This window comes from Neotamlana sedimentorum, from assembly GCF_000943565.1.
In the GTDB taxonomy this organism is placed as follows: domain Bacteria; phylum Bacteroidota; class Bacteroidia; order Flavobacteriales; family Flavobacteriaceae; genus Neotamlana; species Neotamlana sedimentorum.
In genome coordinates, this window is record NZ_JTDW01000002.1 from 1 (window position 1) to 23,245 (window position 23,245).

The window sequence follows — 23,245 nt, forward strand, 5'->3', positions numbered from 1 at the left end:
AACCTGTAGCCATATTTCAGGACTAGACATCTGAAAAAAATAATTTGTAACATTTTGACATTCCTTGTATCTAAATGAAAACTAAAAGGAAACAAAATGAAAAAAATACTAGCAATATTCGTATTTGTATTATCTACAATCATAGTTAACGCTCAAACAGTTTATTCAAAAGCATTTGGTAATCCCAATAATAAACCGATTATCTTCCTTCACGGTGGACCAGGATATAATTCTATGGGTTTTGAAGCAACAACAGCTCAAAAACTTTCGGAAAATGGTTTTTATGTCATTTCTTACGATAGACGTGGAGAAGGAAGGTCACCAGATAAAGATGCAAAATTCACATTTAATGAAACCTTTGATGATTTAAATTTAATTTTCGAAAAATTTAATTTAACATCAGCAACATTAATAGGACACAGCTTCGGTGGTATAGTTGCCAGCTTATTTGCAGAAAAATATCCAAATAAAACTAAATCTATAATTCTCGTTTCTGCACCGCTTTCAATGCAAGAAACCCTTTCAACCATATTAAAGACATCAAAATCAATTTACACAAGTAAAAAAGATTCTGTTAATCTTAACTATATAAATATGTTAGAGAAAATGGATAAAAGCTCATTAGAGTACAGTTCATACTGTTTTAGTCACGCCATGCAAAACGGGTTTTATTATACAAAAGAACCAACAATTGAAGCTTTAAATATCTATAAAAGATTTAAAACAGACTCTTTACTTATAAAATACAGTTCAAAAATGACTTATGAAGCACCAAGAGGATTTTGGCAAAACGAAAATTATACAACGATAGATTTAAAGGACAATCTAAAACAAATATTAAAGAATCGCACCCCTGTTTTCGGGTTATATGGTAAAGATGACGGGCTGTTTTCAGCAACTCAAATAGAAAATATTGAAAAAATACTTGGAGACGTTAACTTTATATATATGAATAACTGCTCGCATAACCTCTTTATAGACCAACAAACCAAATTTATTAACGCATTAAAAAAATGGACTGAATAATGAATTTTGAAACTATATATAAAACACACTGGCAAAAAGTTTTTAGGCTTTGTATGGGTTACGTAAATGATACTGATAGAGCAAAAGATTTAGCTCAAGAAACATTTATTAAAGTTTGGCAACAATTACCCAAATTTAGAAACGAATCTTCTATTGGAACTTGGATATTTAGAATTGCATCTAATACCTGCTTACGGCAGATTCAAAAAGATAACAAAATGCCTAAGTCCGAATTGCCAATAGATATTAAAGATGAAATTTTGAACACAAACATAGAGAAGGATATTCAGTTTTTATATCAGTGTATTTCTGAACTACAAGAAGTAGAACGAATCATAATATCATTAGAATTAGAAGATATGAATCAAAAGGAAATAGCTCAAATTGTTGGTCTGTCTGAAGGCAACGTTAGAGTTAAGATTCACAGAATAAAAGAAAAATTAACACAAAAATTTAAAAAAAATGGAAACTAATATAGATTTTAGAAAAATATGGAATAAACAAAAGACAGAAACCCCAAATGTGGAAATTCTTTATTCTAAAGTAAATAAATTAAAAAAAAGAAGCTTTTTAACACTAATAATAGTAAACATTACACTTTTATTAACCATATCTTTTATTGGTTTTATTTGGTATTATTATCAGCCTGAATTAATAACTACTAAGATTGGTATTGTATTGATTATTTTAGCTACAATTATGTATTTATTACCTTTTAATAAACAATTTTCTTTACTTACCAAAAATAAGACAGAGCCAAATAGCAAGGAATACCTTCAACAACTTATAAAGTTAAAAAAAGCACAAGTATTCCAACAAACTAAAATGTTAAGTATGTTTTTTATAATGCTATCTTTAGGAATTGGATTATATCTTTTTGAGTATGTTTCTAGAATGACACTCACTTGGGGAATAATTACTTATGGAATAACCCTAATTTGGTTTGCAATAAATTGGTTTTATTTAAGACCTAAAGTAATTACAAAACAGAACACAAAACTAAATAGGCTGTTAGTTGAATTTGAGAAATTGAATAATCAAATGAATGACTAAAAGGTAGCATATAACACCGTTTAACCGAAAATAATCGCTAATTTAACCCGTAACTAACGGTGTTATACAAGACCGTTCTATACCATTACAACTTAACAATGGAAAATTTAATTAATTACATACAATCAAGAATTACTTTAACTCAAAACGAGATTGATTTAATCAAAAAATATTTGGTTTTTGAAGAAATACCAGCTCAAACTAATCTTTTAAAAGCTGGAAAAGTTGAGCGATATATTTATTTCTTAGATAATGGAATTGTAAAAGGATATCAAAATATTGATGGGAAAATTGTGGTCCAACACCTTGTGGCAGAACACGATTTTTTCACATCTTTAGACAGTTTTATGACTGAAACACCATCATTAGATTATTATGAGACTATCACAGATTGTAGAATTGTAAAAATTTCAAAACCAGATTTTGATATTTTACAAAAAGAAACAAAATTCTGGTCAATACTTGTCAAAGAGGTAACCAATGCGCATTTAAATTGCAAATTAGAACGTGTAAAAGATTTTCAAACTTTAACAGCAAAACAACGTTATCTAAAATTTGTAAATCAGCACCCAACATTAGCTTTAAATGTGTCTATTGATAATATTGCTTCTTTTTTAGGAATGGAGCCTCAATCTTTGAGTCGTATTCGAAAACAAATCGCTTTCTAACAAATGTTATTTCTAATTCTTTAAAAGGTCTCGAAATTTGCTCAAACAAAATTTAAATTTATGAGCAACGAAATTTCATTAGTAACAGGAGGAAATGGTCATTTAGGTAACAATTTAGTTAGACTATTACTTTCCAAAAATAAAAAAGTAAGAACAACTATTAGAAATATCAATAAAACTGAACCTTTTAAAGGCTTAGACTGTGAAATTGTGCAAGCTGATATTACTGACAGAGAATCTCTAAAAAAAGCATTTCAAGGAGTCACCAACCTATATGCAGTAGCAGCAAATTTTAGTATGTGGGCTAAAAATCCAAAAACTGAAATTTATGATAATAACATGCAAGGAACTCAAAATGTATTTGATATTGCAAAAGAATGTGGTATCAAGAATATCATATATGTAAGTTCGGTAGCCAGTTTAGATTTTACAAAATTACCCGGCAATGTGGACAATGGTTATAACAAAGACCGAAGAAATTGGTATTACAATTCTAAAAATGATTCGGACAAACTTGCTTTAGAATTAGGGGAAAAATATGGGATTAGGACCGTCCTCGTTTTACCTTCTGCAATGATTGGCAATGAGGCTTATAAATTAAGTTATTCTAACAATTTAATTTATCAAATAATTAATGGAGAAGTTCCGGTTGATACTAACATTACGCTTAACTGGATTGATGTAAAAGATGTTGCTTTGGGTTCATATAACGCAATGCAAAAAGGAAGAAACGGAGAACGCTATATTTTGGCAAATAAACAACATACTTCTATGCAAGAAAGTGTAAAAATAGCAGCAAAACAATTTCCAGAACTTAAATTAAAAACACCTAAAAAAGTACCAAAATGTCTACTGTATTCTGTGGCAGGATTAATGGAATTTGGAAGTAAATTAACGGGAAAAGAACCCCAATTGCAAAAACATTATTTAGATATGTTTTATGGGTTAAAACAAGATTATGATATTACTAAATCAAAAAATGAACTTGGTTTTAATCCTAAATCATCAAAAGAAGCCTTGATTGAAGCTATGGGATATTTAAAAAACGAATGGAAACAAAAAAACATAAAATAATGAAATACATATATTTACTATTAATAATAGCATTAAGCATTTCTGCAAATGGACAAACAATACTCGGAAGTTGGGAAACCTATGATGATGACACTAACGAAAAAAAAGCTGTTATTGAAATCTATGAAATGAACAATCTCTATTTTGCGAAAATCATTAAAAATATTATTGGCGATAAAGATGCTGTTTGTGATAAATGTAAAGAAGATAAAAAAGGCAAACCCATTGTTGGATTAATAATTATTGAAAACCTTAAAAAAAACGGTAATAAATTTGATGACGGAACCATTTTAGACCCTGAGTCTGGAGAAATTTATAGTTGCCATTTAGAACCCATTAACAAAGATAAACTTAAAGTAAGGGGTTTTCTTGGATTTTCGGTTTTTGGAAGAACTCAATATTGGATTAGAAAAGAATAAAAAATGGTATAGAACAACCTGTATAAGTAATGGCTACAAAAGAGCAAACTATAACACAAAGAATATTTCTGAATTAGTAATAAAAGAAATAAAAAATAACTAATACCGTATATTAGCTGTAATGTAGAGCGACGTTTCTGCATGTAAGCTACATAACTCTAAACAACCCTATTTCGGTATAGCAGAGAAATTAGAGGCTAAAATAATCCTTTGAAATAAAAATATTCGCTGAACTTAACTTTAGCAGAGGCACTAATAGTTAAGTATTTAACATAAGTTACTGACTTTAAGATAGTATTGGCAATGTTTAAGTATTAAAGCTGTATACTATAAATGAACAATTAAAATAAAAAACATGGGAAGGATTAAAGATAGAAAGAAATTTAAAAGAACAAAAGAACAGACTCATCCAACAAATCCAACTGGTAATATCAACCAACAAACTAGCCATTTTAATATTGATGATACCACTATAAAAAAACAACAAAATAAAAAATAATAATGATGAAAAACAATGTAGAATTAAAGTCTGATGTAATAGATGCTATTAAACAAAAAGAGGTTAAAAATGCCCTTGAACGAAGTTCTATTAATCATAATGATATAAATATAAAAGTGTCAGGCACCGCAGTAACACTTTCTGGAAAAATAATTTCTTTATATCAAAAAGAGAGGGCAGAACACATTGTTGGAAAAACACCTGGAATCTGGCATGTAAATAATGACCTAGAACTTGATTTTTAAAGTGTTAAAATGAAATCTCAAAATAATCTTAATGATAAAATCCGCTTGACAACTATAAAAATTCAAGAGGAACATCCTGAACTGCTTGAATACATAAATGAAATTCCCAGTACCTTTCTTTGTACAACTCAAAAAAAAGTAAGCAACAAAGCACTAAAAAGATATTTAGATTCCCTCGATCAAATATTAAAAAAATATTCAAAAAACACAAAAATTCAACATTATGAAAACGAATAATAATTTAGGTATCTGGATGGATCATTCAGTTGCGAACTTGATTGATTTAAAATCAAAAAAAAAATGCCGTTCTATTGAATCAAAATTCACTTCAGAAATCAAGGAAGAAGCCTTGATTCGAAGCGAAAGTCTTATGCATAACAAAAGACAGCAAATGAATGAAAAATTTTATGACAAAATTGGAGCTCAAATTTTAAAATATAAAAATGTACTACTATTTGGACCAACAAACGCAAAAGTAGAACTTCATAATTACTTGAATAAAGATTTGCATTTTCAGAATATAAAAATTGATATAGAATCGTCAGATAATATTACGGATAATGAACAAATAGCTTTTGTGAAAAATCATTTTGCAAAAACATAAAATTCTAATGGTAATAAACACTACAGCTAACAACGTATATAACTCATAGCTAATTAGATATAATTCCAAGATTAAGGCTTAATTACGAAATCGCCAAATTTTTAAATTTGGCTTTTTTGCGTTTATAAGTAAAAATTTAAAAATTTGTCTTGTGCTTAACTGAAAAGATATTACCTTCTTACACGCTACGAGCCATACACAAGACCATTATTAATTGCTGGTGGTGCAAGTTTGATTAAGAAAATATTTGTGGATTTTCTATTCGATTTTTATTTACTAAATTAGGTGCTTAAACGCGCCAATAATTATACACAAACACGTTGTAAGTAATAGGAACCCTGAACTTTCTCGAAATAGGTTGACTAAAAATTAACAAAATTTCATCGAATAAAACCCGTTGATAAACATTAAGTAGGATCTCATGAAAAAAAGAAAGACAATTGCATTATCATTATTGATTATTGGACTAGCTCTGAGTGTAGCCTTTATAACGAAGATTGATTTTCCACAAGGTTTCGAGGTATATTTTAAAAGAGAATACTACAAACAATATGGTCCTTTAGCAATAAGTGTTGAATTGTTAATTGCAAGCTATCATCTATTTATTGGACATAAAAAATCAAATTTCACTTTGGCTATCTTTGGTTTTACTGCTTTGTTAGATCCCCTTTTTAATCAAATAGGGCTTTTCAATAGCATTGTGCCTTTATATGGAACCATAATTTTAGCGATTTGTGCTTTGCTGTGCCTATGGTTGGCATTTTCAAACACATTTAAATTAAAACGTTTATCTAGTTTAGGAGCCTTATCAGTGTTGTCCTTGGTGTGATTGTAGAATTATTCTTCAATTACCTATTATAAATATTAGCCAACACCATGACAGGTACACGATTAAAATGCGCAGAATTCGTACTCAAACGGAATTTATTAACGTTGCGTAAAACGGAACTGAACACGAAATTAACTCTTGCGGAATTGAGCAAGTTGCAGAATTACTCACCTGAATAAGAAAATAAAAACTGCACGGAAAAACATAACGAATTTTAAACAATTAACACTTCATTCAATTATGTTCTTTAAGCTCTAATATAAGTAGCTGCAACTTACAACACCGTACAAAATCAATTGCCAGTTCTAGCCTACTTATAAATAGTCCCGCAGAACATTCTATTCGGTTTTTATTTGCTAAATTAGTTGCTTAAACACGCAACTAATAACAAATCAAACGGTTAACACCACAAAACCAATTAAGAGTACATGAAAATATTAAAGAAAATAGGAAAGTGCCTTTTGGTTTTACTAGGAGCAATTGTTGTATTTATTTTAGTTGTATTGCTAATAATACGAATTAATAGTTCTGGAAACGAAGAACCGTTTTTAGACGAAAAGGGTAATGTGCTTCCAAATAGTATCGCTATGCACGAGGATATGACCATAAATGGAGTGCCACAACGAATTACTATTCGAGGGAAAGACAAAAATAATCCCGTGCTACTAATAGTTCACGGAGGACCAGGCGCACCCATTTTACCCATAATTTACAAGCTTACAGGTATTGATTTAGAAGATATATTTACAGTTTGTTATTGGGAACAAAGAGGTTCTGGACTAGCTTATAATGACAGTATTCCCGACTCGTCCATTACCCTAAACCATATTGTAGATGATGGTTTAGAACTATCAAATCACTTAAAAAAGACTTTTAAAAAAGATAAAATTTACATTGAAGGTTTATCATGGGGAACGGCGGTAGCAGCTTATATGGTTCAAAAACAGCCTGAATTATATCACGCCTATATTGGTAGCGGTTTAATGGCGAATCTTTCGCTTTCAGAAAAGTTATCTTATGAATTTGCAATGTCTGAATCGCAAAAACACAACGACACCGTTTCAATTAATCTATTAAAACAAATTGGAAAACCTCCTTATGTTCAAAATGCAAAAAATACAGTAGCTGAAGCTTTTGAAATAGAACGACAAATTGTTATGAAGTATGCTCCAATAAAATTAGAAACCGATTTTAGTTTTATTAAAAGTATGTTTTTAGATAATGGATTAACGTTTAAGGAAAAATTTACCGATATGATAAATAGTCCTGAATCCTACTATCCAGCCGCTACGATTTTACAACCAACTGCTATCGACATGAATTTAATGCGCGATGTTCCAGAATTAAAAGTGCCCGTTTATATTTTGCACGGCGACAACGACCATTTTACCGAAACCGCTGTAGCAAAAATGTACTTCGATTCAATTATTGCGCCATCTAAAAAATGGTTTTTATTTGAAAATGGAACACACGGCGTTCAAGTGGAATATCCAGAAAAATATCGTTCAATATATATTAATGACATACTAGGGAAATAATTACTGTCAATGCAATTTATATAATCCATTAAAAGCTAAAACAGAACTTAATTCTGAAATTGAAAGTAAAAATTCTGAACTTTCGACCAAAATTACACAATCCACCAATAACCTTAAATTATTGATTATCAATTACAAAATAAAGTACTAAAAAAAGAATAACTTGATAATAACTGCTGTAATATATATTGTACTTGGAATTTTAATAAAATACAAAAAAATGTATTGGTTAATTGCCGGTTATAACACAATGCCAAAAAAAGAAAAACAAAAATATAATATTGAAGGCATCGCAAATGTTTTTGGAAATGTAATGTTTGGAATGGCTTTAATTTTAATTTTGGGCTACTTAGTAGCTAAATGGACCAGAAATCCCGAAATTGAAAATTATACATTTTGGGTTTCAATTATTATAGGTGTACCTTACTTATTAATTACATCGAACTCGAAAAAATATAAAATTTAATAATGAATTTATCCTTTCACAATCCCTTGTTTTTTATTCCGTTAGTGTCTGGACTAATTTTTATAAGCACAGGATTTGTAATGCTAAAATTTCCACCCAAAAAAATTAACGGGCTTTATGGTTACAGAACGTCAAGCTCAATGAAAAACCAAGAAAGATGGGACTTTTCGCAAAAACTCGCTTCTATTGAAATGATTAAACTTGGAGCTGTTTTAACTTTAACTTCGGTTATCGGGTTAATTTTTAAGACTGATGATAAAATCGGCATGCTTTTAGGGCTTGCTTTAATGATGCTTATAGTTGTATTTTTAATAATACGCGTTGAAAACGCTATAAAGAAAAAATTCACAAAGCATAAATAACAAAAGAGAAACTTTTAATGCTATTTCAGATTATTCGTTTGGTGGTATGTACTTTGAAATAAATATGTGTTGGAGCTACGATCATTAAAATCAATGACATCAACTTTTTACAACTAATTCTTCAATATTTTTTCTCCAGTCTATCAGCAATTTACTTACACTCTTCAAAAAATTTATGTTTCGTTAGGTCAATAAACTTTTCTTACGGCTAAAAATAACGTGTTTGTCCAATTATTTTTTTCAGTTTTACTTATGATTTTTAATTCGGTTTTTATTTGCTAAATTAGGTACCGAAACTACTTGCAAAAGCGACTAAAATACGACAATATTCTACCCATTAAAAAAGCCATATTTAAACGTAAAATGGACAAAAACCTGAAACAAATTAAAACCGAAATTTACGATGCATGTGCACTAAACATTTCGAACTTTAAAACAGAAACAGAAGGTAAAGCTTATCACGCATGTCGGTTTGAACTTAACGGACTTCAAATTTTAAGTAGAACTGCTAAAATAACACCTAATAAAGTCGGGCAATTTGTAACCTTCTGGAAAAGAAACAAAAACGGCATTATTGAGCCTTTTCATGCTAACGATAATATTGACTTTTACATTGTAAATGTAAGCGCTAACAGTAGTTTTGGGCAGTTTGTTTTTCCTAAGTCTGTGCTCATTAATAAAGGTATTATCTCAACCCAAAACAAAGAAGGTAAACGAGGATTTCGCGTTTATCCAACTTGGGATGTCCCAAAAAGCAAACAAGCCGAACGCACACAAAAATGGCAATCGAACTATTTTTTCGAAATAAATAACACAACCAATCTTAAACAGGTGGTTGAGTTATACCGACATAAATAAAAACAAACATTTATCTGCAATTATAATTAACCACAAATAAGTCTAAAAACATGGTGAGCATTTTAGATAAAACCAAAGACTACGCGATTAAAAAACATAAGAGTGTAAACCAAAAATATGACAATCATGATTATGATTACCACTTGAATATGGTGTTCGAAACAGCTCAAAAATTTATCGAGTCTGTTGAAACAAACGAGCGCGAAAACGTGTTGGCAGCGTGTTGGGTGCATGATATAATTGAAGACACAAGAGAAACATACAACGGTGTAAAAAAGGTAACAAACCAAACAATTTCGGATCTTGCTTATGCCTTAACAAACGAAAAAGGCCGTACCAGAGCAGAAAGAGCAAACGACAAATATTATAAAGGCATTAGAGAAACTAAAAATGCTTCGTTTATAAAGTTTTGCGACAGAATTGCGAATGTAACTTATTCTAAAAACTATGGCTCTAGTATGTTCGAACAATATAAAAAAGAACATGAAACTTTTGTGTCTAAAATATTTGTTTCAGGCTGCGAAGAAGTTTCAGAACACCTCAACACCATATTGAAAAATTAGATACAGCCCAAAACTCTTAAAACAAAACCAAAATCACTTATTTTGATCGCTTAAAACTCAAGCAAAAATGGAGGAACTTAAAAAATTCATTTTTAAAATTTACCCAATGAATAATTCAGATTGGGATTTCTTTTCTTCAAAATTGCAGCAAGTAACCTTAAAAAAGCACACTAATCTTATAAAAATAGGAGAAACAGAAAACTATTTATCTTTTATTTCTGAAGGCATCATCCGGTTTTATATTCCATTTGAAGAACACGATTTAACATTTGGCTTTCTGTTTAAAAACGAATTTGTTACCGCTTACGATTCGTTTATTTCCCAAAACCCATCGCAATATCAAATTGAAACATTAACCACTACAACATTGTGGCGCATATCGTTTACAGACCTACAAGAAGTTTACAATAAAACCGAAAGCGGCAATTATATTGGGAGAATAATGGCCGAAAATATGTTTTTAATAAAATCTAAAAGAGAGATTTCTTTATTAAACCAATCGGCCGAAGAACGCTACTTAAACTTGTTTGAAGAACGACCAAAATTATTAAAACAAATTCCTTTAAAATATATAGCCTCCTACATTGGTGTTACGCCTCAAGCCTTGAGCAGAATTCGAAAGCGAATTACTTAACCCAGGTTCATTGTTTTCTCTAAACGCATTTTTAACCTTTGCAAACAAATTAAAAGAAGACCACATGAAACCGTTAATTATACTTTTAACAAGCTTTGTAATTGCAATTTTCGCAATAAAAATAATTAATAAAGCATATCATTTTGCCTTGGCGGCAAGAATAGCTATGTCTGTAATGTTATGCTTTACAGCTATTGGGCATTTCGTGTTTACCAAAGGCATGTCGATGATGATTCCACCATTTATACCTTTCAAAACAAACTTGGTTTATCTCACAGGAATTTTCGAAATTTTATTAGCCATTGGTTTATTGATACCAAAATTAAAAGTGGTTAGCGCATGGGCATTAATTATTTTCCTGGTATTAATGTTACCAGCAAATATTTATGCTTGTTTGCATAACATCGATTTTCAAAAAGGCACTTTTAACGGCAAAGGGCTTTCTTATTTATGGTTTAGAATTCCGTTACAATTTCTGTTTATTGCTTGGACATATTTAAGTTCAATCAGAATTATTTAATAAAAACCCCCACTCAAAAATCGTTTAATCCATAGTTGAAGTATCGGTTCATCTATGGATTTTTAGTATATTTAAAAAACAAAGGAAGGTAAAGTCAATACCATTTCTAAACGAAACCAACTCAGGCTATAATCGGGCTCTTTTTCGAAATCATTTTTTCGCTAATCCTTTAAAACCTAAAGACAAAAAATCTATAAAATGAAAAACATCATAATTGCAACAATAAGCTTGGTAATATTGATTTCTTGTAAATCAAATCAAGAAAAAAATAAGCCACAAGAACCCAATGGACCTAAACCATCTTCGTCGCAATTAATATTAGAAATGGATAGTAATAACGACGGAAAAATATCTAAAACTGAAGCCAAAGGTCCTCTCTCAAACGACTTTAAAAATATAGATAGTAACAACGACGGTGTTTTAACTTTAGAAGAACTTAACCATGCCGAAAAAAATCACAATCATAAACCACCACAACAAGAAAACACCTCTAAAAATTTATCGAACGACATTGATCGTTCTGTAAAAGTACTTCCTGTAAATAAAGATTACTTTATAGCTGAAAACATTATTGATGGTATTCAAACTAAAATGATAGAATTAAACGGAGTAGAAACACTTTGCTATGTTATAAAAACCCATTCGCAAGCCACAGAACACCCTATGGGACCTTGGTGCCCGCAACATATAGATGATGGTATAGAAAAAGCAGGAATTTGGTTTAAAGATGATAAAGTTTATGATGTTTCGGGACATTTTATTGCAAACCTAGACGAATTTTATAGTGACAACCAATGGAAATTATATCGTGAAGATGGAACCATAAACGTTACCAATACCGAAGAAGGTTGTTTAGCAGCAGCAAAACCCGATGTAGAAGAAAAGTATAATAATTATTGCGTGGAATGCTTACCCGAATATTTTAAAGATCAAGTAACCACTTTTGTAATTCCGGCGACTCCAAAATACTTAAAAACCACTCAAAGTTTTGGAAGAGGCGGTATAGGCATTGCTTTTAACGGTGTAAATTACGACCCGCCGGCACCAACTCACGCCATATTAGCAGCTCACACCATCGCTCCTCTAGATGATCATGGCGGGCACGTAAATCCGCATGGAGGTTATCACTATCACGCCGCTACTGGATCGACTAAAGAAATTGCTCAAAACGATACGCACGCGCCACTTATTGGTTATGCCATCGATGGCTTTGGTATATTCGGGCTTTTGGATAAAAATGGAAACAAACCTACCGATTTAGATGAATGTGGTGGGCATTTCGACAATATACTAGGCTATCATTATCACGCGGGAGAACCTGGTGAAAACCAAGTTTTAAAATGTTTACATGGTTTACCGGGTTACACCGAAGTAAAAGAGTAAAAAAATATTTTGAACAGACTAATTGAAAAACCACATCTGGCTTTCTTATATGCTATTCCAGTAATTATGCTTATTGGCATTTTAAGTAATGGCTCTGCTGATTTTAATATTCACGCCACATATTTCATAATAGATCATTTGTATTTAGCTATCGCAATTTCAATGGTTTTTGTAATTATAGGAGCAGGTTATTGGCTTATGCAAAAATTTAAATTATCGAAATGGTTAAACAGAATTCACATGATACTAACTTTTGGCGGCATTTGCACAGCGTGGATTTTAACGAAACTACATAATGTCATAAATACCGAACATAGCTTTAACGACAACACAACCACAATTGTGCTGCTTGTTGTTTTACTAACCCTCGCCGGACAATTAATTTTCCCGATTAATATTATTTACGGATTTATAAATAAGAAAAAGAAAGGTTAATACAGTTTATAAAACAATTCAGATTTACCATTTAGTTACGACTTGATACTACACGCTTAAAACACAGTTATTTCGTACTTTTTATTATATTTACTAGAGTATAATATTCTATTTTCACTCATAACCATAAGCTTGAATACGTTTTAATTACAGAACTTAAAACAAATGAAATATATAATTTTACTAATACTTTCGTTTACGTTTTTAAATTTAACGGCTCAAAATTTTGATGTTCCACCAAACTTTACACCCGGAAAATGCTACGCAAAATGCTTTCATTATGAAAAGAAATTGGAATGGAAAGAAGTAAACTGTGAAGATTTTGAAAATAAAATACTAACCAAAAAAGATCTTTTAGCCCAGGAACAACAAAAGCTAAAAATGGAAAAATATCAAGAAAAATTAATTACACTTCGTTACAATGTCGACATTACAGGAATTCCAGACAATAAAACAATAATTGCACACCATAAATATTTAAAAGTAAAAGAGAAGAAAACTAAACGGAAAAACAGCTAAAAATGACACAGTATAATTTTTTAAATAATTATGCCAACCAAGATCTTAATCCTTCATAAATAAATTTAAACTACCAAACTAGACCTAAGTAAAACTTAACCTATATGCAAAAAACCTGTTTAGAATGCAACGAAAAGCTCATTGGTCGAAGCGATAAAAAATTTTGTAGTGACTACTGTCGTAACGCATACAATAACAATATAAATAAAGACAGTAAAAATTTAATTAGAAACATTAACAACCGCTTACGCAAAAATTGGCGCATTTTAGAAACAGCAAACACCTCCGGAAAAACCAAAACTACAAGAAAAAAACTTACCCAAGAAGGTTTCGATTTTAACTATTTTACCAGTATTTACACCACTAAAGAAGGTAGCATTTATTATTTTGTTTACGACCAAGGTTATTTAGAACTAGAAAATGAGTACTTTTTGCTAGTTAAACGCGAATAAGTAAACGTGACATATAAACCTAAAACATGGCTCAAATTACAATCATTATCATTTTTTTTATTATCACCGCTGCAATAATAATAGCAACTACTTATTTTAATTCAAAAAACACGGTATTACGACAATTAAAAACATATACGCCAAAATCGTCAACACAATTTAAAACTAACCAACCAACAAAAATATCGGGAACTGTTTTAGAAGTTAGCGAACCTTTTATAGCACCATATACAAAACGACCTTGTATTGCTTACATTTTTGAAGTTAAAGAACGTGTTAGTAATGGCAAACACACTCGATGGAAAACCCTAATAAAAAAAGAAGATATTCAAGATTTTTTTATAGAAACTAAAGGCGATCAAGTTATGATAAAGCCTACAAAGAACAATTACTTGCTGTATATGGAGCAAGACCATAAATTACAATCGGGCTTTTTTAATAAACCTAACGAAAATTTTGCTGCAGTTTTAAAAACATTAGGTGTAGAAAACAAAAATTGGTTTGGCATTAACAAGAGTTTAAAATATACAGAACGTATCATTGAAATAGGAGAAACCATAACTGTTGGTGGCATCTCGAAATTAAAATCGTTAAGCGAACCTATTGAAGGTTACAATTATTCGAAAATTGCAACATTAGAAAGTAGCGAAACACACAAACTAATTATTACAGACTCTCCAAAAGCAAAAGCATAAAAAAAGTTGAATTAAAAGTTTATAAGGCTTTCAATTCAACTTTTTACAATGTTTTAAAACTAGTTTACTTCCAGTTTTGTCCTTTTAATTGCATAGCGGCTTTTAACACATCTTTTTGGCTTATTTGCCCAACAAGCTTACCGTTTTCAACAATTGGAAAACGACGTCTTTTAGCATCTAAAAAACGTTTAGCCGCATCAAAAATATTCATATTACCATCAATAGTTTCAACATTTTTAGTGATGTGCTTTTCAATAGTACTATCGTGCATAGGCATATTGTAGTATCGGCTTTCACTAATTTGTTTTATACAATCACCTTCAGAAATGACACCAATCAATTCATTTTTTTCATTTACAACAGGACCACCCGAAATTCGGTTTTTTATTAAGGCCTGCATTACACTTTCAATCGTTTGGTTAGGCGAAAAGGTAATTAAATTAGTAGTCATATAATCACTCACTTTTAGTGGAGAATCGTCAACAGTTGTTGTTTGCATTCGCCTTGCCCCTTGAAAACTTTTAATTCCCATAATTTAGTCTTATTTAAATAGTTAGTAAACTTAAATATATGTATATTTTTTCAAACTTCCTAAATTACAACATTGTAACTCATTAAAAACATGGTATTTATAACTACAAAACATTAATTTCTATAAAAATATGATAAAGTTAAATACATAATTGTTTTGGTTATTAACCTAAAAAAGAAATAATTACATATCTTTTACTAAAAAAAGCATATATTTTTATAGATTTGGCGCACAAAAAAATTAAATAAGAACAATGAAAAAATTATTGACCACAGCTTTAGTTGTATTTGCTATTAGTTTACATTCGCAAACTAATACCGATTTATTAAAGCACTACGAGGCCTATTACAACCAAATGAAATTACAAGGGGATGTACAAGGTATTATTAATGCCATGACACATTTAAATGTATTACAACCTTCGCAAGCCAGAAAAGATACTCTTGCTTATATTTATATGAGCGAAAACCAATATAGACAAGCGATTAACACTATAGGTTTTGAAAAAAAATCGTCCGATTCCGACATTGCTTTAGAGGTTAAAGCAGTTTCTCTTAAAGCTTTAAAGCGACCAGAATTGGCAATTGGACATTTTCAAGAAATGTTTAATCGTAAACCAAATCCTTATATCGCGTATGATTTAGCCGAGCTTAATATGACTACCCAAAATAATTCTGAAGTTGAAAAACACATAAACTATGGGTTAGCAAATGCAAAAGACGATATGAAAAAAGCATATTTTGAAACCCAACAACCTTACGAAGTACCTTTAAAATCGGCTTTTATGTATTTAAACGCTCTAAATACTTTTAATAAAGATCGAAAAAACAATATTGATGCGGCTGTCGATATTCTGGATGCAGCTTTAAAATCGGCACCAAACTTCAACTTAATTCAGTTAACTAAAACTGAATTATTACGCCAAAAACAAGCCTTACAAGCTCAAGAAGAACAAACTAAAAATTAATTATAGTGGTAATAAAATAAAAAAAGCTCTATTTTAAAATAGAGCTTTTTTTATTTTATATTTTTAAAATTACGGTCGTTCAATTTCGCGAACATCGAATTCAATCTTTTTATTCATTTGAAAATTAACATTACTAAAGGCCGTTAAATATTCTTTTATGGCTAATAAAAGTTCGTCTCTATTTGTATTATCAAGATTAGCTAAACTTTTAAGTTTTAGCATCGTTGTTTTTAATACTAAAATTCGAGCCGTTATTGATGGGCTATTTACAGCATCGGGAATGCTTTTATCTAAATTTTTCAACAATAAGTCAACTTCATTTTCTTCAGCAATAAAAAAACCTAAATCTCCAAGTTTTACTTCACTAATAACATTAAGTAACTCAAAATAAGGCTTCCAATCTTTTATCGCATTTTCGGTTTTGGAATCTAATACAAAATCTACATACTTTAACTTCGCAACTTCTTGCTCGGTTACTAAATGCACGTGTTTTTCTTTTTCTTCCTGTGTAACTTCCGTTGTTTCTGACTCCTTTTTGCAGGACAGAAAAACAAGTAGCACAGTTAAAATTATGAAACCTTTAAAATTTATTTTCATTTAATATTATTTACAATGCAAATATAACGCAATAGCCGTTTTTATCGTATTATTTTATGGCCTTATGATAAATAAAAAATAATGAAATTAAAATATAATATTTTCAATAAAATCTTATTATTTTTGAAAAGTTTTCATAAATCACATTTAAAATGAGCTCTAAAATATTAATTATTGGTGCTGGTGGACAAATAGGTTCAGAATTAACATTTAAACTTCGAACTATTTATGGTGAAGAAAATGTAATTGCCAGCGACATAAGTTACAATAACGAATCCATTGTCAATTCCGGCCTTTTTGAAATTGTTGACGCTCAAGATTATGCCAGTATTAAAATTTGTGTTGAAAAATATAACATTGATACTATTTATTTAATGGCTGCTATGTTAAGTGCCACTGGCGAAAAATATCCTATGAAAGCTTGGGATTTAAATATGAGCTCCCTATTTAATGTGTTAAACTTAGCACGGGCAAAATTTATAAAAAAAGTATTTTGGCCATCAAGCATTGCTGTTTTTGGACCTACAACGCCTGTTAATTATACACCGCAATATACGGTTATGGAACCATCGACTGTTTATGGCATTACCAAACAAGTTGGCGAGCGTTGGTGCGAATATTACTTTAATAAATATAATGTCGATGTAAGAAGCCTTCGTTATCCAGGTATAATTAGTTGGAAAACCTTACCAGGTGGCGGCACTACAGACTATGCTGTTGAAATTTACCATGAAGCTATTAAAAACAATCAATACGAATGCTTTTTAAAAGCCGATACCGAGTTGCCAATGATGTTTATGGATGATGCTATTAAAGCCACCATAAATATTATGCAAGCTCCAGACGATACTATTAAAATTAGGTCCTCTTACAATTTGGCAGCTATAAGTTTTACTCCCGAATCTATTGCTAATAGTATAAAACAACGTTTACCAGACTTTAAAATAACGTATAATCCCGATTACCGACAAGAAATTGCGAACAGCTGGCCAAAAAACATTAACGACTCGTATGCAAGACAAGACTGGAAATGGAAACATGATTTTAATTTAGATGAAATTACCGAAGAAATGCTAACACAGTTAAGTAAAAATTATAACCAATAAATTTTTAACAATAAAGAGATACTTTAAATTGTATATTTGAGCAACCTAAAGAAAAAATAATATGCTTCAAGATTTTTGGTTTAATGTGGAGTATGGTGTTAACCATGTGCTCGATATAAATGCTTACGACCATGTATTATTTCTTATTGCTTTAACAGTACCATACCTTTTTAAAGACTGGAAACGTGTTTTACTTTTAGTCTCTATGTTTACTCTTGGTCATACCTTATCCCTAGTTTTAGCTGCTTACAATATAGTAAGTGTAAATGCAACCATAGTTGAGTTTTTAATTCCCGTTTCTATTTTTATAGTAGCACTTTACAACGTTTTTACTGCTGGAAAAGGAGCTCAAAAAGAAAAAGTTGGTGTATTATTTTTATCGACTTTATTTTTTGGTTTAATTCATGGGTTAGGATTTGCCCGAGAGTTTAAAATGTTTCTAGGCAAATCAGATAACAAACTTATTTTACTTCTAGAGTTTGCATTGGGTATAGAACTTGCTCAAATTATTATTGTTTTTATTGTACTGTTCTTAGGATATTTAGTACAAACATTATTTCGGTTTTCTAAACGCGATTGGGTTATGGTTTTATCGGCCATTGTAATTGGCTTGGTAATACCAATGATATTAAACAGCGATTATTTAGCTTAATCGTTATAAAAAGTTTAACTAACTTACGTTGCTTTTAAAATACTTACAACGTATATTCGTTATAGTGTTTTTGCGTTAAGGATTGCAGCGGCATCCTTTTTATGCTAAACTTATGCTTAATTGTAAGTTTAAAACTTTATTGCATAAAAAGATATAGCGAAAAGCCTGACCCCTTGCGGGTAACGCCCAAATTGAATTTTAATGCCAAAAAACAAACAACTTAAATACGATAAAGCCTACTTAAGAATTGCCAAAGAATGGGGTAAATTGTCATATTGTAAACGCAAACAAGTTGGTGCTATTATTGTTAAAGACAGAATGATAATTTCTGATGGCTATAACGGCACGCCAACGGGTTTCGAGAATTTTTGTGAAGACGACGAAGGTTACACCAAATGGTATGTTTTACACGCCGAGGCCAATGCCATATTAAAAGTGGCGGCATCTACGCAATCGGCCAAAGGTGCTACGCTTTACATTACGCTTTCGCCTTGTAAGGAATGTAGTAAATTAATTCACCAAGCAGGTATTATAAAAGTAGTTTATCATAAGGCTTATAAAGACGATTCAGGCTTAAAATTTTTAGAGCGTGCTGGTGTTATAATAGAACAAATTGAAGATATAATAGTTTAATGAGTTACCAAAAAAAATACTTACCCTTAATTTTAGGCGCTGCAATTGCCGCCGGTATTTTTATTGGTGGAAAACTAAATTTCACAGATTCTCCCGATAGATTATTTACCAAAAACAGCAAAAAGGATAAACTAAACCGGCTTATTGATTATATTGAATACGATTATGTTGATGACATTAATACCGATAGTATTGTTGATGTTACAGTTAATGGCATATTAAACAATCTGGATCCGCACTCGGTTTACATCCCAAAAGAAGATATGGAACGCGTTGCCGAAGAAATGAAAGGTGATTTTGTTGGTATTGGTATTAGTTTTTATACTTACCGTGATACTATTGCCGTAATTCGTGCATTGGAAAATGGCCCAAGCGCCAAAGCAGGAATAAAAGGTGGTGACCGTATTATTATGGCCAATGGAGACACCTTAATTGGCGATAAACTTAAAGATGTTGAAATTGTAAAAAAACTTAAGGGCGAAAAAAACTCTAAAGTTAATTTAAAGGTTTATCGTCGTGGTGAACCAGAACTTCTAGATTTTACTGTTAAGCGAAGTACCATACCAATTACTAGTGTTGATGCCGCTTACATGCTTACCGATGATTTAGGTTACATAAAAATAAACAGATTTGCCGAATCAACATATAAAGAATTTAAAGCAGGCTTGAAAAAACTTGAAGCTTTAGGAGCGACACAAATCGCTTTAGATTTGCGCGATAACCCAGGTGGATTTTTAGGAATAGCCGAACAAATTGTAGATGAGTTTTTAGAAGATGATAAACTTATTTTGTTCACTAAAAACAAACGCGGTGATATTGAAAAAAGCTTTGCAACCGATAAAGGTGATTTTGAAGATGGTAAGGTTTATGTATTAATCGATGAAAATAGTGCTTCCGCAAGTGAAATTGTTGCGGGTGCATTACAAGATAACGATAAAGGCACCATTGTTGGTCGACGATCTTATGGTAAAGGATTAGTACAACGCGAAATGGATTTAGGTGATGGCAGCGCAGTAAGACTAACCGTATCAAGATATTACACACCTACAGGTCGCTCTATCCAGCGTCCCTACGATCATGGAAACAAAGATTATTACGATGAATACTTAGATCGCTTAAATAGCGGTGAATTATTAGATTCTGATAAAATTCACGTAGATGACTCATTAAAATTTGTAACACCTGGTGGTAAAGTGGTTTATGGCGGTGGCGGCATAATACCCGATGTTTTTGTTCCGCTTGATACGAGCATGCAAAATGAAACATTGTCTTTTTTAAAGCGTCGTGGTTTTTTTGGCAATTTTGTTTTTGAGGAATTAGAACTAGATCGTCATGCATTTGATAATATGTCGAGAGAAGATTTTATAAAAAACTATCAAGTAAACGACGATTTGGTTTTTGCTTTTCAAGATTATTTAAATCTACGAGCCCAAGCCCAAATTACTTTTGTTGCCTATCACGACGAAGTAAAACAATACATAAAGGCTACCTTTGCCGACCAACTTTTTGGTAGTGGTGCTTTTAATGAAGTTTATAACCAAAATGATATTATGATAGACGAGGTTATAAAAATGAGTAAAGAAGAAACTAACTAATATAAAGAAGCTCGATAAAAAATCGAGCTTCTTTGCATATATTTTATTAAATACTATTTACTTCGCCTTATTAGCTTGTTCAATATACTTTTCTAAAGCCATAGTCATTGACGGTGTTTCAGGTGTTGGTGCAGCAATATCTACACGTAAACCTTTTTCCTCAACAGCTTTAATAGTTGTATTTCCAAAAACAGCAATTCTGGTTTCGTTTTGCTTAAAATCTGGAAAGTTTTTAAACAACGACTCAATTCCAGATGGACTAAAAAACACCAAAACATCATAAGTAACATTTTCTAAATCAGATAAATCACTTACAACTGTTTTATAAAAAGTAGCTTGTTTCCAATCTACTCCTAAAGCATCTAACGTTTGTGGCACTTCTGGTTTTACCTTATCGGTGTTTGGTAATAAGAATTTTTCATCCTTATATTTTTTTATAAGCGGTGTAAGCTCAGCGAATGTACGTTTACCAACATAAATTTTACGCTTTCTATAAACCACATATTTTTGAAGATAATACGCCACAGCTTCACTTTGGCAAAAATATTTTAAAGTATCGGGAACTTTAAAACGCATTTCTTCAGCAACCCTAAAAAAGTGATCTACGGCATTTCTACTTGTTAAAATAATAGCCGTATAATTACTTAAATCGATTTTTTGATGTCTAATTTCTTTAGCAGAAACACCTTCTACATGTATAAAAGGTCTAAAATCAATTTTTACACGCTGTTTTTCCTGTAAATCAAAGTAAGGCGAGTTCTCTATTTTAGGTTCTGGTTGAGATACTAAAATGGTTTTTACTTTCATATTAAGCGCAATTAAATTGTGTTATTTACTAATAAACACCTTATATAAAATTACATAGGGTGCAATTTCAAGAGCGCAAAGATACAAAATAAAATAGAATATATTATCTTTTATTACACTTTGATACGTTTTAAATGAAGCAATTAGCCCAATAAAATTTACAGTTAATAACAATATAATAACAACATAAAAATGCATCAATGTTGGTTTTAAACTATAAAGTAACAAAGCGTTAACCGGTAATAAAATTAAACCGAAAAAATTTTTAATAGTTATTTTTTGAAAAAGATAGTAATCTATTAATTTATCAATTTGAAAAACACTAGCAATTAATCGTTCTAATAGTACTTTTATTAATATAAAAGCCGTAACACCTACTGCTAGTTTAAATATTTCGTTAAAAGAAACCTCGTTACTTTCTATTGTTAATTGATAAAATAAATAAAAAAATACCGACAACGATAATATTAGGTTTCCAAAAAGGAGTCCATCAAACTTATCTAAAAACTTCTGATCGCGTGAATATATTTTTAAATATTTATTATTAATTAAAACAATAACAAAATCTTCAAATCGTTTTGGCGATACCATTCTAGCTACAGCAATTACCATTAAACCTAAGGTTAATAGTATGGTAAATAATTCGTTTGAAACAATGGTTCTAATCATGCTATAAAATTATCACATTTTTTTTTAGATTGATTTTTATTAAGGAATATTTAAAAAAAATAAAATTTGAATAGCTTACATTTGCTAAAATTTGTTTGAAAAGTTAAGTATGATAATATGATTGGGGCTGTAGTAATTATTCCTACATATAATGAAATTGAAAATATTGAAGCTGTTATAAGAGCCGTTTTTAGTCAATCGAACTATATTCATGTGCTTGTGGTCGACGATAATTCTCCCGATTTAACTGGGAAAAAGGTTAAAGCTTTACAACGCGACTACACGAATAGGCTTTTTTTAGAAACAAGAACAAAAAAATCGGGATTAGGCACCGCGTATATTCACGGATTTAGATGGTGTATCGAGAAAAAATACGACTATATTTTTGAAATGGATGCCGATTTTTCGCATAACCCTAACGATTTACCAAAACTTTATCAAGCCTGCCATAACGATGGTGCAGACATGTCTATTGGGTCGCGTTATGTAACAGGGGTAAATGTAGTGAATTGGCCTATGGGTCGTGTTTTACTATCGTATGTCGCATCAAAATACGTTCGTTTAATTACCGGGATGAAAATTCATGATACAACAGCTGGCTTTGTATGTTATAAACGCATTGTACTGGAAACAATAAATCTAGATAAAATTAAGTTTATTGGCTACGCTTTTCAAATAGAAATGAAATTTAAAACCTACTTAAAAAAGTTTAAAATTAAGGAAGTTCCAGTTATATTTACTGACAGAACTAAAGGCGAAAGCAAATTAAGCGGAGGTATTATTTCCGAAGCCATTTTTGGAGTTATTTCCATGAAAGTAAAAAGCCTGTTCACAAAATAAAACAA

33 protein-coding genes are annotated in these 23,245 nt (G+C 30.8%); 29 read left to right on the forward strand and 4 right to left on the reverse strand.

Features of this window, described 5'->3' with window-relative positions:
• Positions 1–96: 96 nt before the first annotated feature.
• The 23 genes from PW52_RS02365 to PW52_RS02470 all read left to right on the forward strand — a co-directional run bounded on the left by PW52_RS02365 (position 97) and on the right by PW52_RS02470 (position 14,842).
• Positions 97–1,026 carry an alpha/beta hydrolase gene (locus tag PW52_RS02365; RefSeq protein ID WP_044631332.1) on the forward strand — a complete coding sequence of 310 codons (930 nt, stop codon included), beginning with the start codon at positions 97–99 and terminating at the stop codon, positions 1,024–1,026.
• Entirely contained in the window at positions 1,026–1,499 is a 474-nt protein-coding gene (locus PW52_RS02370; protein WP_044631333.1) for an RNA polymerase sigma factor, read from the forward strand. The genes PW52_RS02365 and PW52_RS02370 overlap by 1 nt, the downstream gene beginning before the upstream one ends.
• Positions 1,489–2,079, forward strand: coding sequence for a hypothetical protein (locus PW52_RS02375; RefSeq protein WP_044631334.1), 591 nt, complete (start codon positions 1,489–1,491; stop codon positions 2,077–2,079). The genes PW52_RS02370 and PW52_RS02375 overlap by 11 nt, the downstream gene beginning before the upstream one ends.
• Before the next feature lie 98 nt (positions 2,080–2,177).
• Entirely contained in the window at positions 2,178–2,747 is a 570-nt protein-coding gene (locus PW52_RS02380) for a Crp/Fnr family transcriptional regulator (protein ID WP_044631335.1), read from the forward strand.
• Positions 2,748–2,807: 60 nt separating this feature from the next.
• Positions 2,808–3,821 carry an NAD-dependent epimerase/dehydratase family protein gene (locus tag PW52_RS02385; protein WP_044631336.1) on the forward strand — a complete coding sequence of 338 codons (1,014 nt, stop codon included), beginning with the start codon at positions 2,808–2,810 and terminating at the stop codon, positions 3,819–3,821.
• On the forward strand, positions 3,821–4,240 hold the full coding sequence (locus PW52_RS02390; protein ID WP_044631668.1) for a DUF2147 domain-containing protein: 420 nt from the start codon (positions 3,821–3,823) through the stop codon (positions 4,238–4,240). Before PW52_RS02385 ends, PW52_RS02390 begins: the two co-directional genes overlap by 1 nt.
• A 355-nt stretch (positions 4,241–4,595) precedes the next feature.
• Complete coding sequence (locus PW52_RS17500; RefSeq protein WP_165586746.1) at positions 4,596–4,739, forward strand: hypothetical protein; 144 nt, start codon at positions 4,596–4,598, stop codon at positions 4,737–4,739.
• Positions 4,740–4,744: 5 nt separating this feature from the next.
• On the forward strand, positions 4,745–4,984 hold the full coding sequence (locus PW52_RS02395; protein ID WP_165586747.1) for a BON domain-containing protein: 240 nt from the start codon (positions 4,745–4,747) through the stop codon (positions 4,982–4,984).
• A gap of 9 nt (positions 4,985–4,993) precedes the next feature.
• Positions 4,994–5,221 carry a hypothetical protein gene (locus PW52_RS02400; RefSeq protein ID WP_044631337.1) on the forward strand — a complete coding sequence of 76 codons (228 nt, stop codon included), beginning with the start codon at positions 4,994–4,996 and terminating at the stop codon, positions 5,219–5,221.
• Entirely contained in the window at positions 5,208–5,588 is a 381-nt protein-coding gene (locus tag PW52_RS02405) for a hypothetical protein (protein WP_044631338.1), read from the forward strand. Before PW52_RS02400 ends, PW52_RS02405 begins: the two co-directional genes overlap by 14 nt.
• Positions 5,589–6,009: 421 nt before the next feature.
• Positions 6,010–6,417, forward strand: coding sequence for a hypothetical protein (locus tag PW52_RS02410; RefSeq protein WP_044631339.1), 408 nt, complete (start codon positions 6,010–6,012; stop codon positions 6,415–6,417).
• Between the two features lie 428 nt (positions 6,418–6,845).
• Complete coding sequence (locus PW52_RS02415) at positions 6,846–7,955, forward strand: alpha/beta fold hydrolase (protein WP_044631340.1); 1,110 nt, start codon at positions 6,846–6,848, stop codon at positions 7,953–7,955.
• A gap of 163 nt (positions 7,956–8,118) precedes the next feature.
• The gene (locus PW52_RS02420) at positions 8,119–8,421 is read left to right on the forward strand and encodes a DUF3784 domain-containing protein (RefSeq protein WP_044631341.1); all 303 of its coding nucleotides are present in this window, start codon (positions 8,119–8,121) and stop codon (positions 8,419–8,421) included.
• Between the two features lie 2 nt (positions 8,422–8,423).
• Positions 8,424–8,783 carry an SdpI family protein gene (locus PW52_RS02425; RefSeq protein WP_044631342.1) on the forward strand — a complete coding sequence of 120 codons (360 nt, stop codon included), beginning with the start codon at positions 8,424–8,426 and terminating at the stop codon, positions 8,781–8,783.
• A 363-nt stretch (positions 8,784–9,146) separates the two neighbouring features.
• Positions 9,147–9,641 (forward strand): MepB family protein, encoded by a 495-nt coding sequence (locus PW52_RS02430; RefSeq protein ID WP_044631670.1) that lies wholly within the window; start codon positions 9,147–9,149, stop codon positions 9,639–9,641.
• A 50-nt stretch (positions 9,642–9,691) separates the two neighbouring features.
• Positions 9,692–10,204, forward strand: coding sequence for a phosphohydrolase (locus PW52_RS02435; RefSeq protein WP_044631343.1), 513 nt, complete (start codon positions 9,692–9,694; stop codon positions 10,202–10,204).
• A 67-nt stretch (positions 10,205–10,271) separates the two neighbouring features.
• Positions 10,272–10,838 (forward strand): Crp/Fnr family transcriptional regulator, encoded by a 567-nt coding sequence (locus tag PW52_RS02440; protein WP_044631344.1) that lies wholly within the window; start codon positions 10,272–10,274, stop codon positions 10,836–10,838.
• A 64-nt stretch (positions 10,839–10,902) separates the two neighbouring features.
• Positions 10,903–11,358 (forward strand): DoxX family protein, encoded by a 456-nt coding sequence (locus PW52_RS02445; RefSeq protein ID WP_044631671.1) that lies wholly within the window; start codon positions 10,903–10,905, stop codon positions 11,356–11,358.
• A 198-nt stretch (positions 11,359–11,556) separates the two neighbouring features.
• Entirely contained in the window at positions 11,557–12,741 is a 1,185-nt protein-coding gene (locus PW52_RS02450) for a YHYH protein (protein WP_044631345.1), read from the forward strand.
• A gap of 9 nt (positions 12,742–12,750) precedes the next feature.
• Positions 12,751–13,176 carry a hypothetical protein gene (locus tag PW52_RS02455; protein WP_044631346.1) on the forward strand — a complete coding sequence of 142 codons (426 nt, stop codon included), beginning with the start codon at positions 12,751–12,753 and terminating at the stop codon, positions 13,174–13,176.
• A gap of 165 nt (positions 13,177–13,341) precedes the next feature.
• On the forward strand, positions 13,342–13,695 hold the full coding sequence (locus PW52_RS02460; RefSeq protein WP_044631347.1) for a hypothetical protein: 354 nt from the start codon (positions 13,342–13,344) through the stop codon (positions 13,693–13,695).
• Positions 13,696–13,799: 104 nt separating this feature from the next.
• The gene (locus PW52_RS02465; RefSeq protein ID WP_044631348.1) at positions 13,800–14,147 is read left to right on the forward strand and encodes a hypothetical protein; all 348 of its coding nucleotides are present in this window, start codon (positions 13,800–13,802) and stop codon (positions 14,145–14,147) included.
• 26 nt (positions 14,148–14,173) lie between these two features.
• Positions 14,174–14,842 (forward strand): hypothetical protein, encoded by a 669-nt coding sequence (locus PW52_RS02470; protein WP_044631349.1) that lies wholly within the window; start codon positions 14,174–14,176, stop codon positions 14,840–14,842.
• A gap of 64 nt (positions 14,843–14,906) precedes the next feature.
• Here the strand turns inward: PW52_RS02470 and PW52_RS02475 are convergent, their stop codons facing one another.
• Positions 14,907–15,374, reverse strand: a complete 468-nt coding sequence (locus tag PW52_RS02475; RefSeq protein WP_044631350.1) for a CBS domain-containing protein — start codon at positions 15,372–15,374, stop codon at positions 14,907–14,909.
• Positions 15,375–15,627: 253 nt separating this feature from the next.
• On the opposite strand from PW52_RS02475, the gene PW52_RS02480 reads away from it, so the two are divergent.
• Positions 15,628–16,341 carry a hypothetical protein gene (locus PW52_RS02480; RefSeq protein ID WP_044631351.1) on the forward strand — a complete coding sequence of 238 codons (714 nt, stop codon included), beginning with the start codon at positions 15,628–15,630 and terminating at the stop codon, positions 16,339–16,341.
• Between the two features lie 69 nt (positions 16,342–16,410).
• Here the strand turns inward: PW52_RS02480 and PW52_RS02485 are convergent, their stop codons facing one another.
• A complete protein-coding gene (locus PW52_RS02485; RefSeq protein WP_044631352.1) occupies positions 16,411–16,938 on the reverse strand; it encodes a hypothetical protein in 528 nt (175 codons plus the stop codon).
• A 152-nt stretch (positions 16,939–17,090) separates the two neighbouring features.
• Here PW52_RS02485 and PW52_RS02490 point away from each other — a divergent pair, with 152 nt between their 5' ends.
• The 4 genes from PW52_RS02490 to PW52_RS02505 all read left to right on the forward strand — a co-directional run bounded on the left by PW52_RS02490 (position 17,091) and on the right by PW52_RS02505 (position 20,924).
• Entirely contained in the window at positions 17,091–18,044 is a 954-nt protein-coding gene (locus tag PW52_RS02490) for an NAD-dependent epimerase/dehydratase family protein (protein WP_044631353.1), read from the forward strand.
• A gap of 61 nt (positions 18,045–18,105) precedes the next feature.
• On the forward strand, positions 18,106–18,696 hold the full coding sequence (locus tag PW52_RS02495) for a HupE/UreJ family protein (protein ID WP_044631354.1): 591 nt from the start codon (positions 18,106–18,108) through the stop codon (positions 18,694–18,696).
• Between the two features lie 201 nt (positions 18,697–18,897).
• On the forward strand, positions 18,898–19,329 hold the full coding sequence (locus PW52_RS02500) for a deoxycytidylate deaminase (protein WP_044631355.1): 432 nt from the start codon (positions 18,898–18,900) through the stop codon (positions 19,327–19,329).
• Complete coding sequence (locus PW52_RS02505) at positions 19,329–20,924, forward strand: S41 family peptidase (RefSeq protein ID WP_044631356.1); 1,596 nt, start codon at positions 19,329–19,331, stop codon at positions 20,922–20,924. Before PW52_RS02500 ends, PW52_RS02505 begins: the two co-directional genes overlap by 1 nt.
• 57 nt (positions 20,925–20,981) lie before the next feature.
• On the opposite strand, the gene PW52_RS02510 is transcribed toward PW52_RS02505, so the two are convergent.
• Together PW52_RS02510 and PW52_RS02515 are read right to left on the reverse strand one after the other, a co-directional pair.
• Entirely contained in the window at positions 20,982–21,731 is a 750-nt protein-coding gene (locus PW52_RS02510) for a uroporphyrinogen-III synthase (RefSeq protein WP_044631357.1), read from the reverse strand.
• A gap of 21 nt (positions 21,732–21,752) precedes the next feature.
• The gene (locus PW52_RS02515) at positions 21,753–22,400 is read right to left on the reverse strand and encodes a DUF4271 domain-containing protein (RefSeq protein WP_044631358.1); all 648 of its coding nucleotides are present in this window, start codon (positions 22,398–22,400) and stop codon (positions 21,753–21,755) included.
• A 117-nt stretch (positions 22,401–22,517) separates the two neighbouring features.
• On the opposite strand from PW52_RS02515, the gene PW52_RS02520 reads away from it, so the two are divergent.
• Positions 22,518–23,240, forward strand: coding sequence for a polyprenol monophosphomannose synthase (locus PW52_RS02520; RefSeq protein ID WP_044631359.1), 723 nt, complete (start codon positions 22,518–22,520; stop codon positions 23,238–23,240).
• Positions 23,241–23,245: the final 5 nt, after the last annotated feature.

What these genes read in the sequence shown, in the direction of transcription:
- PW52_RS02365 (WP_044631332.1), top strand. Translation starts at nt 97, where the DNA reads ATGAAAAAAATACTAGCAATATTCGTATTTGTATTATCTACAATCATA.
- PW52_RS02370 (WP_044631333.1), top strand. Translation starts at nt 1,026, where the DNA reads ATGAATTTTGAAACTATATATAAAACACACTGGCAAAAAGTTTTTAGG.
- PW52_RS02375 (WP_044631334.1), top strand. Translation starts at nt 1,489, where the DNA reads ATGGAAACTAATATAGATTTTAGAAAAATATGGAATAAACAAAAGACA.
- PW52_RS02380 (WP_044631335.1), top strand. Translation starts at nt 2,178, where the DNA reads ATGGAAAATTTAATTAATTACATACAATCAAGAATTACTTTAACTCAA.
- PW52_RS02385 (WP_044631336.1), top strand. Translation starts at nt 2,808, where the DNA reads ATGAGCAACGAAATTTCATTAGTAACAGGAGGAAATGGTCATTTAGGT.
- PW52_RS02390 (WP_044631668.1), top strand. Translation starts at nt 3,821, where the DNA reads ATGAAATACATATATTTACTATTAATAATAGCATTAAGCATTTCTGCA.
- PW52_RS17500 (WP_165586746.1), top strand. Translation starts at nt 4,596, where the DNA reads ATGGGAAGGATTAAAGATAGAAAGAAATTTAAAAGAACAAAAGAACAG.
- PW52_RS02395 (WP_165586747.1), top strand. Translation starts at nt 4,745, where the DNA reads ATGAAAAACAATGTAGAATTAAAGTCTGATGTAATAGATGCTATTAAA.
- PW52_RS02400 (WP_044631337.1), top strand. Translation starts at nt 4,994, where the DNA reads ATGAAATCTCAAAATAATCTTAATGATAAAATCCGCTTGACAACTATA.
- PW52_RS02405 (WP_044631338.1), top strand. Translation starts at nt 5,208, where the DNA reads ATGAAAACGAATAATAATTTAGGTATCTGGATGGATCATTCAGTTGCG.
- PW52_RS02410 (WP_044631339.1), top strand. Translation starts at nt 6,010, where the DNA reads ATGAAAAAAAGAAAGACAATTGCATTATCATTATTGATTATTGGACTA.
- PW52_RS02415 (WP_044631340.1), top strand. Translation starts at nt 6,846, where the DNA reads ATGAAAATATTAAAGAAAATAGGAAAGTGCCTTTTGGTTTTACTAGGA.
- PW52_RS02425 (WP_044631342.1), top strand. Translation starts at nt 8,424, where the DNA reads ATGAATTTATCCTTTCACAATCCCTTGTTTTTTATTCCGTTAGTGTCT.
- PW52_RS02430 (WP_044631670.1), top strand. Translation starts at nt 9,147, where the DNA reads ATGGACAAAAACCTGAAACAAATTAAAACCGAAATTTACGATGCATGT.
- PW52_RS02435 (WP_044631343.1), top strand. Translation starts at nt 9,692, where the DNA reads ATGGTGAGCATTTTAGATAAAACCAAAGACTACGCGATTAAAAAACAT.
- PW52_RS02440 (WP_044631344.1), top strand. Translation starts at nt 10,272, where the DNA reads ATGGAGGAACTTAAAAAATTCATTTTTAAAATTTACCCAATGAATAAT.
- PW52_RS02445 (WP_044631671.1), top strand. Translation starts at nt 10,903, where the DNA reads ATGAAACCGTTAATTATACTTTTAACAAGCTTTGTAATTGCAATTTTC.
- PW52_RS02450 (WP_044631345.1), top strand. Translation starts at nt 11,557, where the DNA reads ATGAAAAACATCATAATTGCAACAATAAGCTTGGTAATATTGATTTCT.
- PW52_RS02460 (WP_044631347.1), top strand. Translation starts at nt 13,342, where the DNA reads ATGAAATATATAATTTTACTAATACTTTCGTTTACGTTTTTAAATTTA.
- PW52_RS02465 (WP_044631348.1), top strand. Translation starts at nt 13,800, where the DNA reads ATGCAAAAAACCTGTTTAGAATGCAACGAAAAGCTCATTGGTCGAAGC.
- PW52_RS02470 (WP_044631349.1), top strand. Translation starts at nt 14,174, where the DNA reads ATGGCTCAAATTACAATCATTATCATTTTTTTTATTATCACCGCTGCA.
- PW52_RS02475 (WP_044631350.1), bottom strand. Translation starts at nt 15,374, where the DNA reads ATGGGAATTAAAAGTTTTCAAGGGGCAAGGCGAATGCAAACAACAACT.
- PW52_RS02480 (WP_044631351.1), top strand. Translation starts at nt 15,628, where the DNA reads ATGAAAAAATTATTGACCACAGCTTTAGTTGTATTTGCTATTAGTTTA.
- PW52_RS02485 (WP_044631352.1), bottom strand. Translation starts at nt 16,938, where the DNA reads ATGAAAATAAATTTTAAAGGTTTCATAATTTTAACTGTGCTACTTGTT.
- PW52_RS02490 (WP_044631353.1), top strand. Translation starts at nt 17,091, where the DNA reads ATGAGCTCTAAAATATTAATTATTGGTGCTGGTGGACAAATAGGTTCA.
- PW52_RS02495 (WP_044631354.1), top strand. Translation starts at nt 18,106, where the DNA reads ATGCTTCAAGATTTTTGGTTTAATGTGGAGTATGGTGTTAACCATGTG.
- PW52_RS02500 (WP_044631355.1), top strand. Translation starts at nt 18,898, where the DNA reads ATGCCAAAAAACAAACAACTTAAATACGATAAAGCCTACTTAAGAATT.
- PW52_RS02505 (WP_044631356.1), top strand. Translation starts at nt 19,329, where the DNA reads ATGAGTTACCAAAAAAAATACTTACCCTTAATTTTAGGCGCTGCAATT.
- PW52_RS02510 (WP_044631357.1), bottom strand. Translation starts at nt 21,731, where the DNA reads ATGAAAGTAAAAACCATTTTAGTATCTCAACCAGAACCTAAAATAGAG.
- PW52_RS02515 (WP_044631358.1), bottom strand. Translation starts at nt 22,400, where the DNA reads ATGATTAGAACCATTGTTTCAAACGAATTATTTACCATACTATTAACC.
- PW52_RS02520 (WP_044631359.1), top strand. Translation starts at nt 22,518, where the DNA reads ATGATTGGGGCTGTAGTAATTATTCCTACATATAATGAAATTGAAAAT.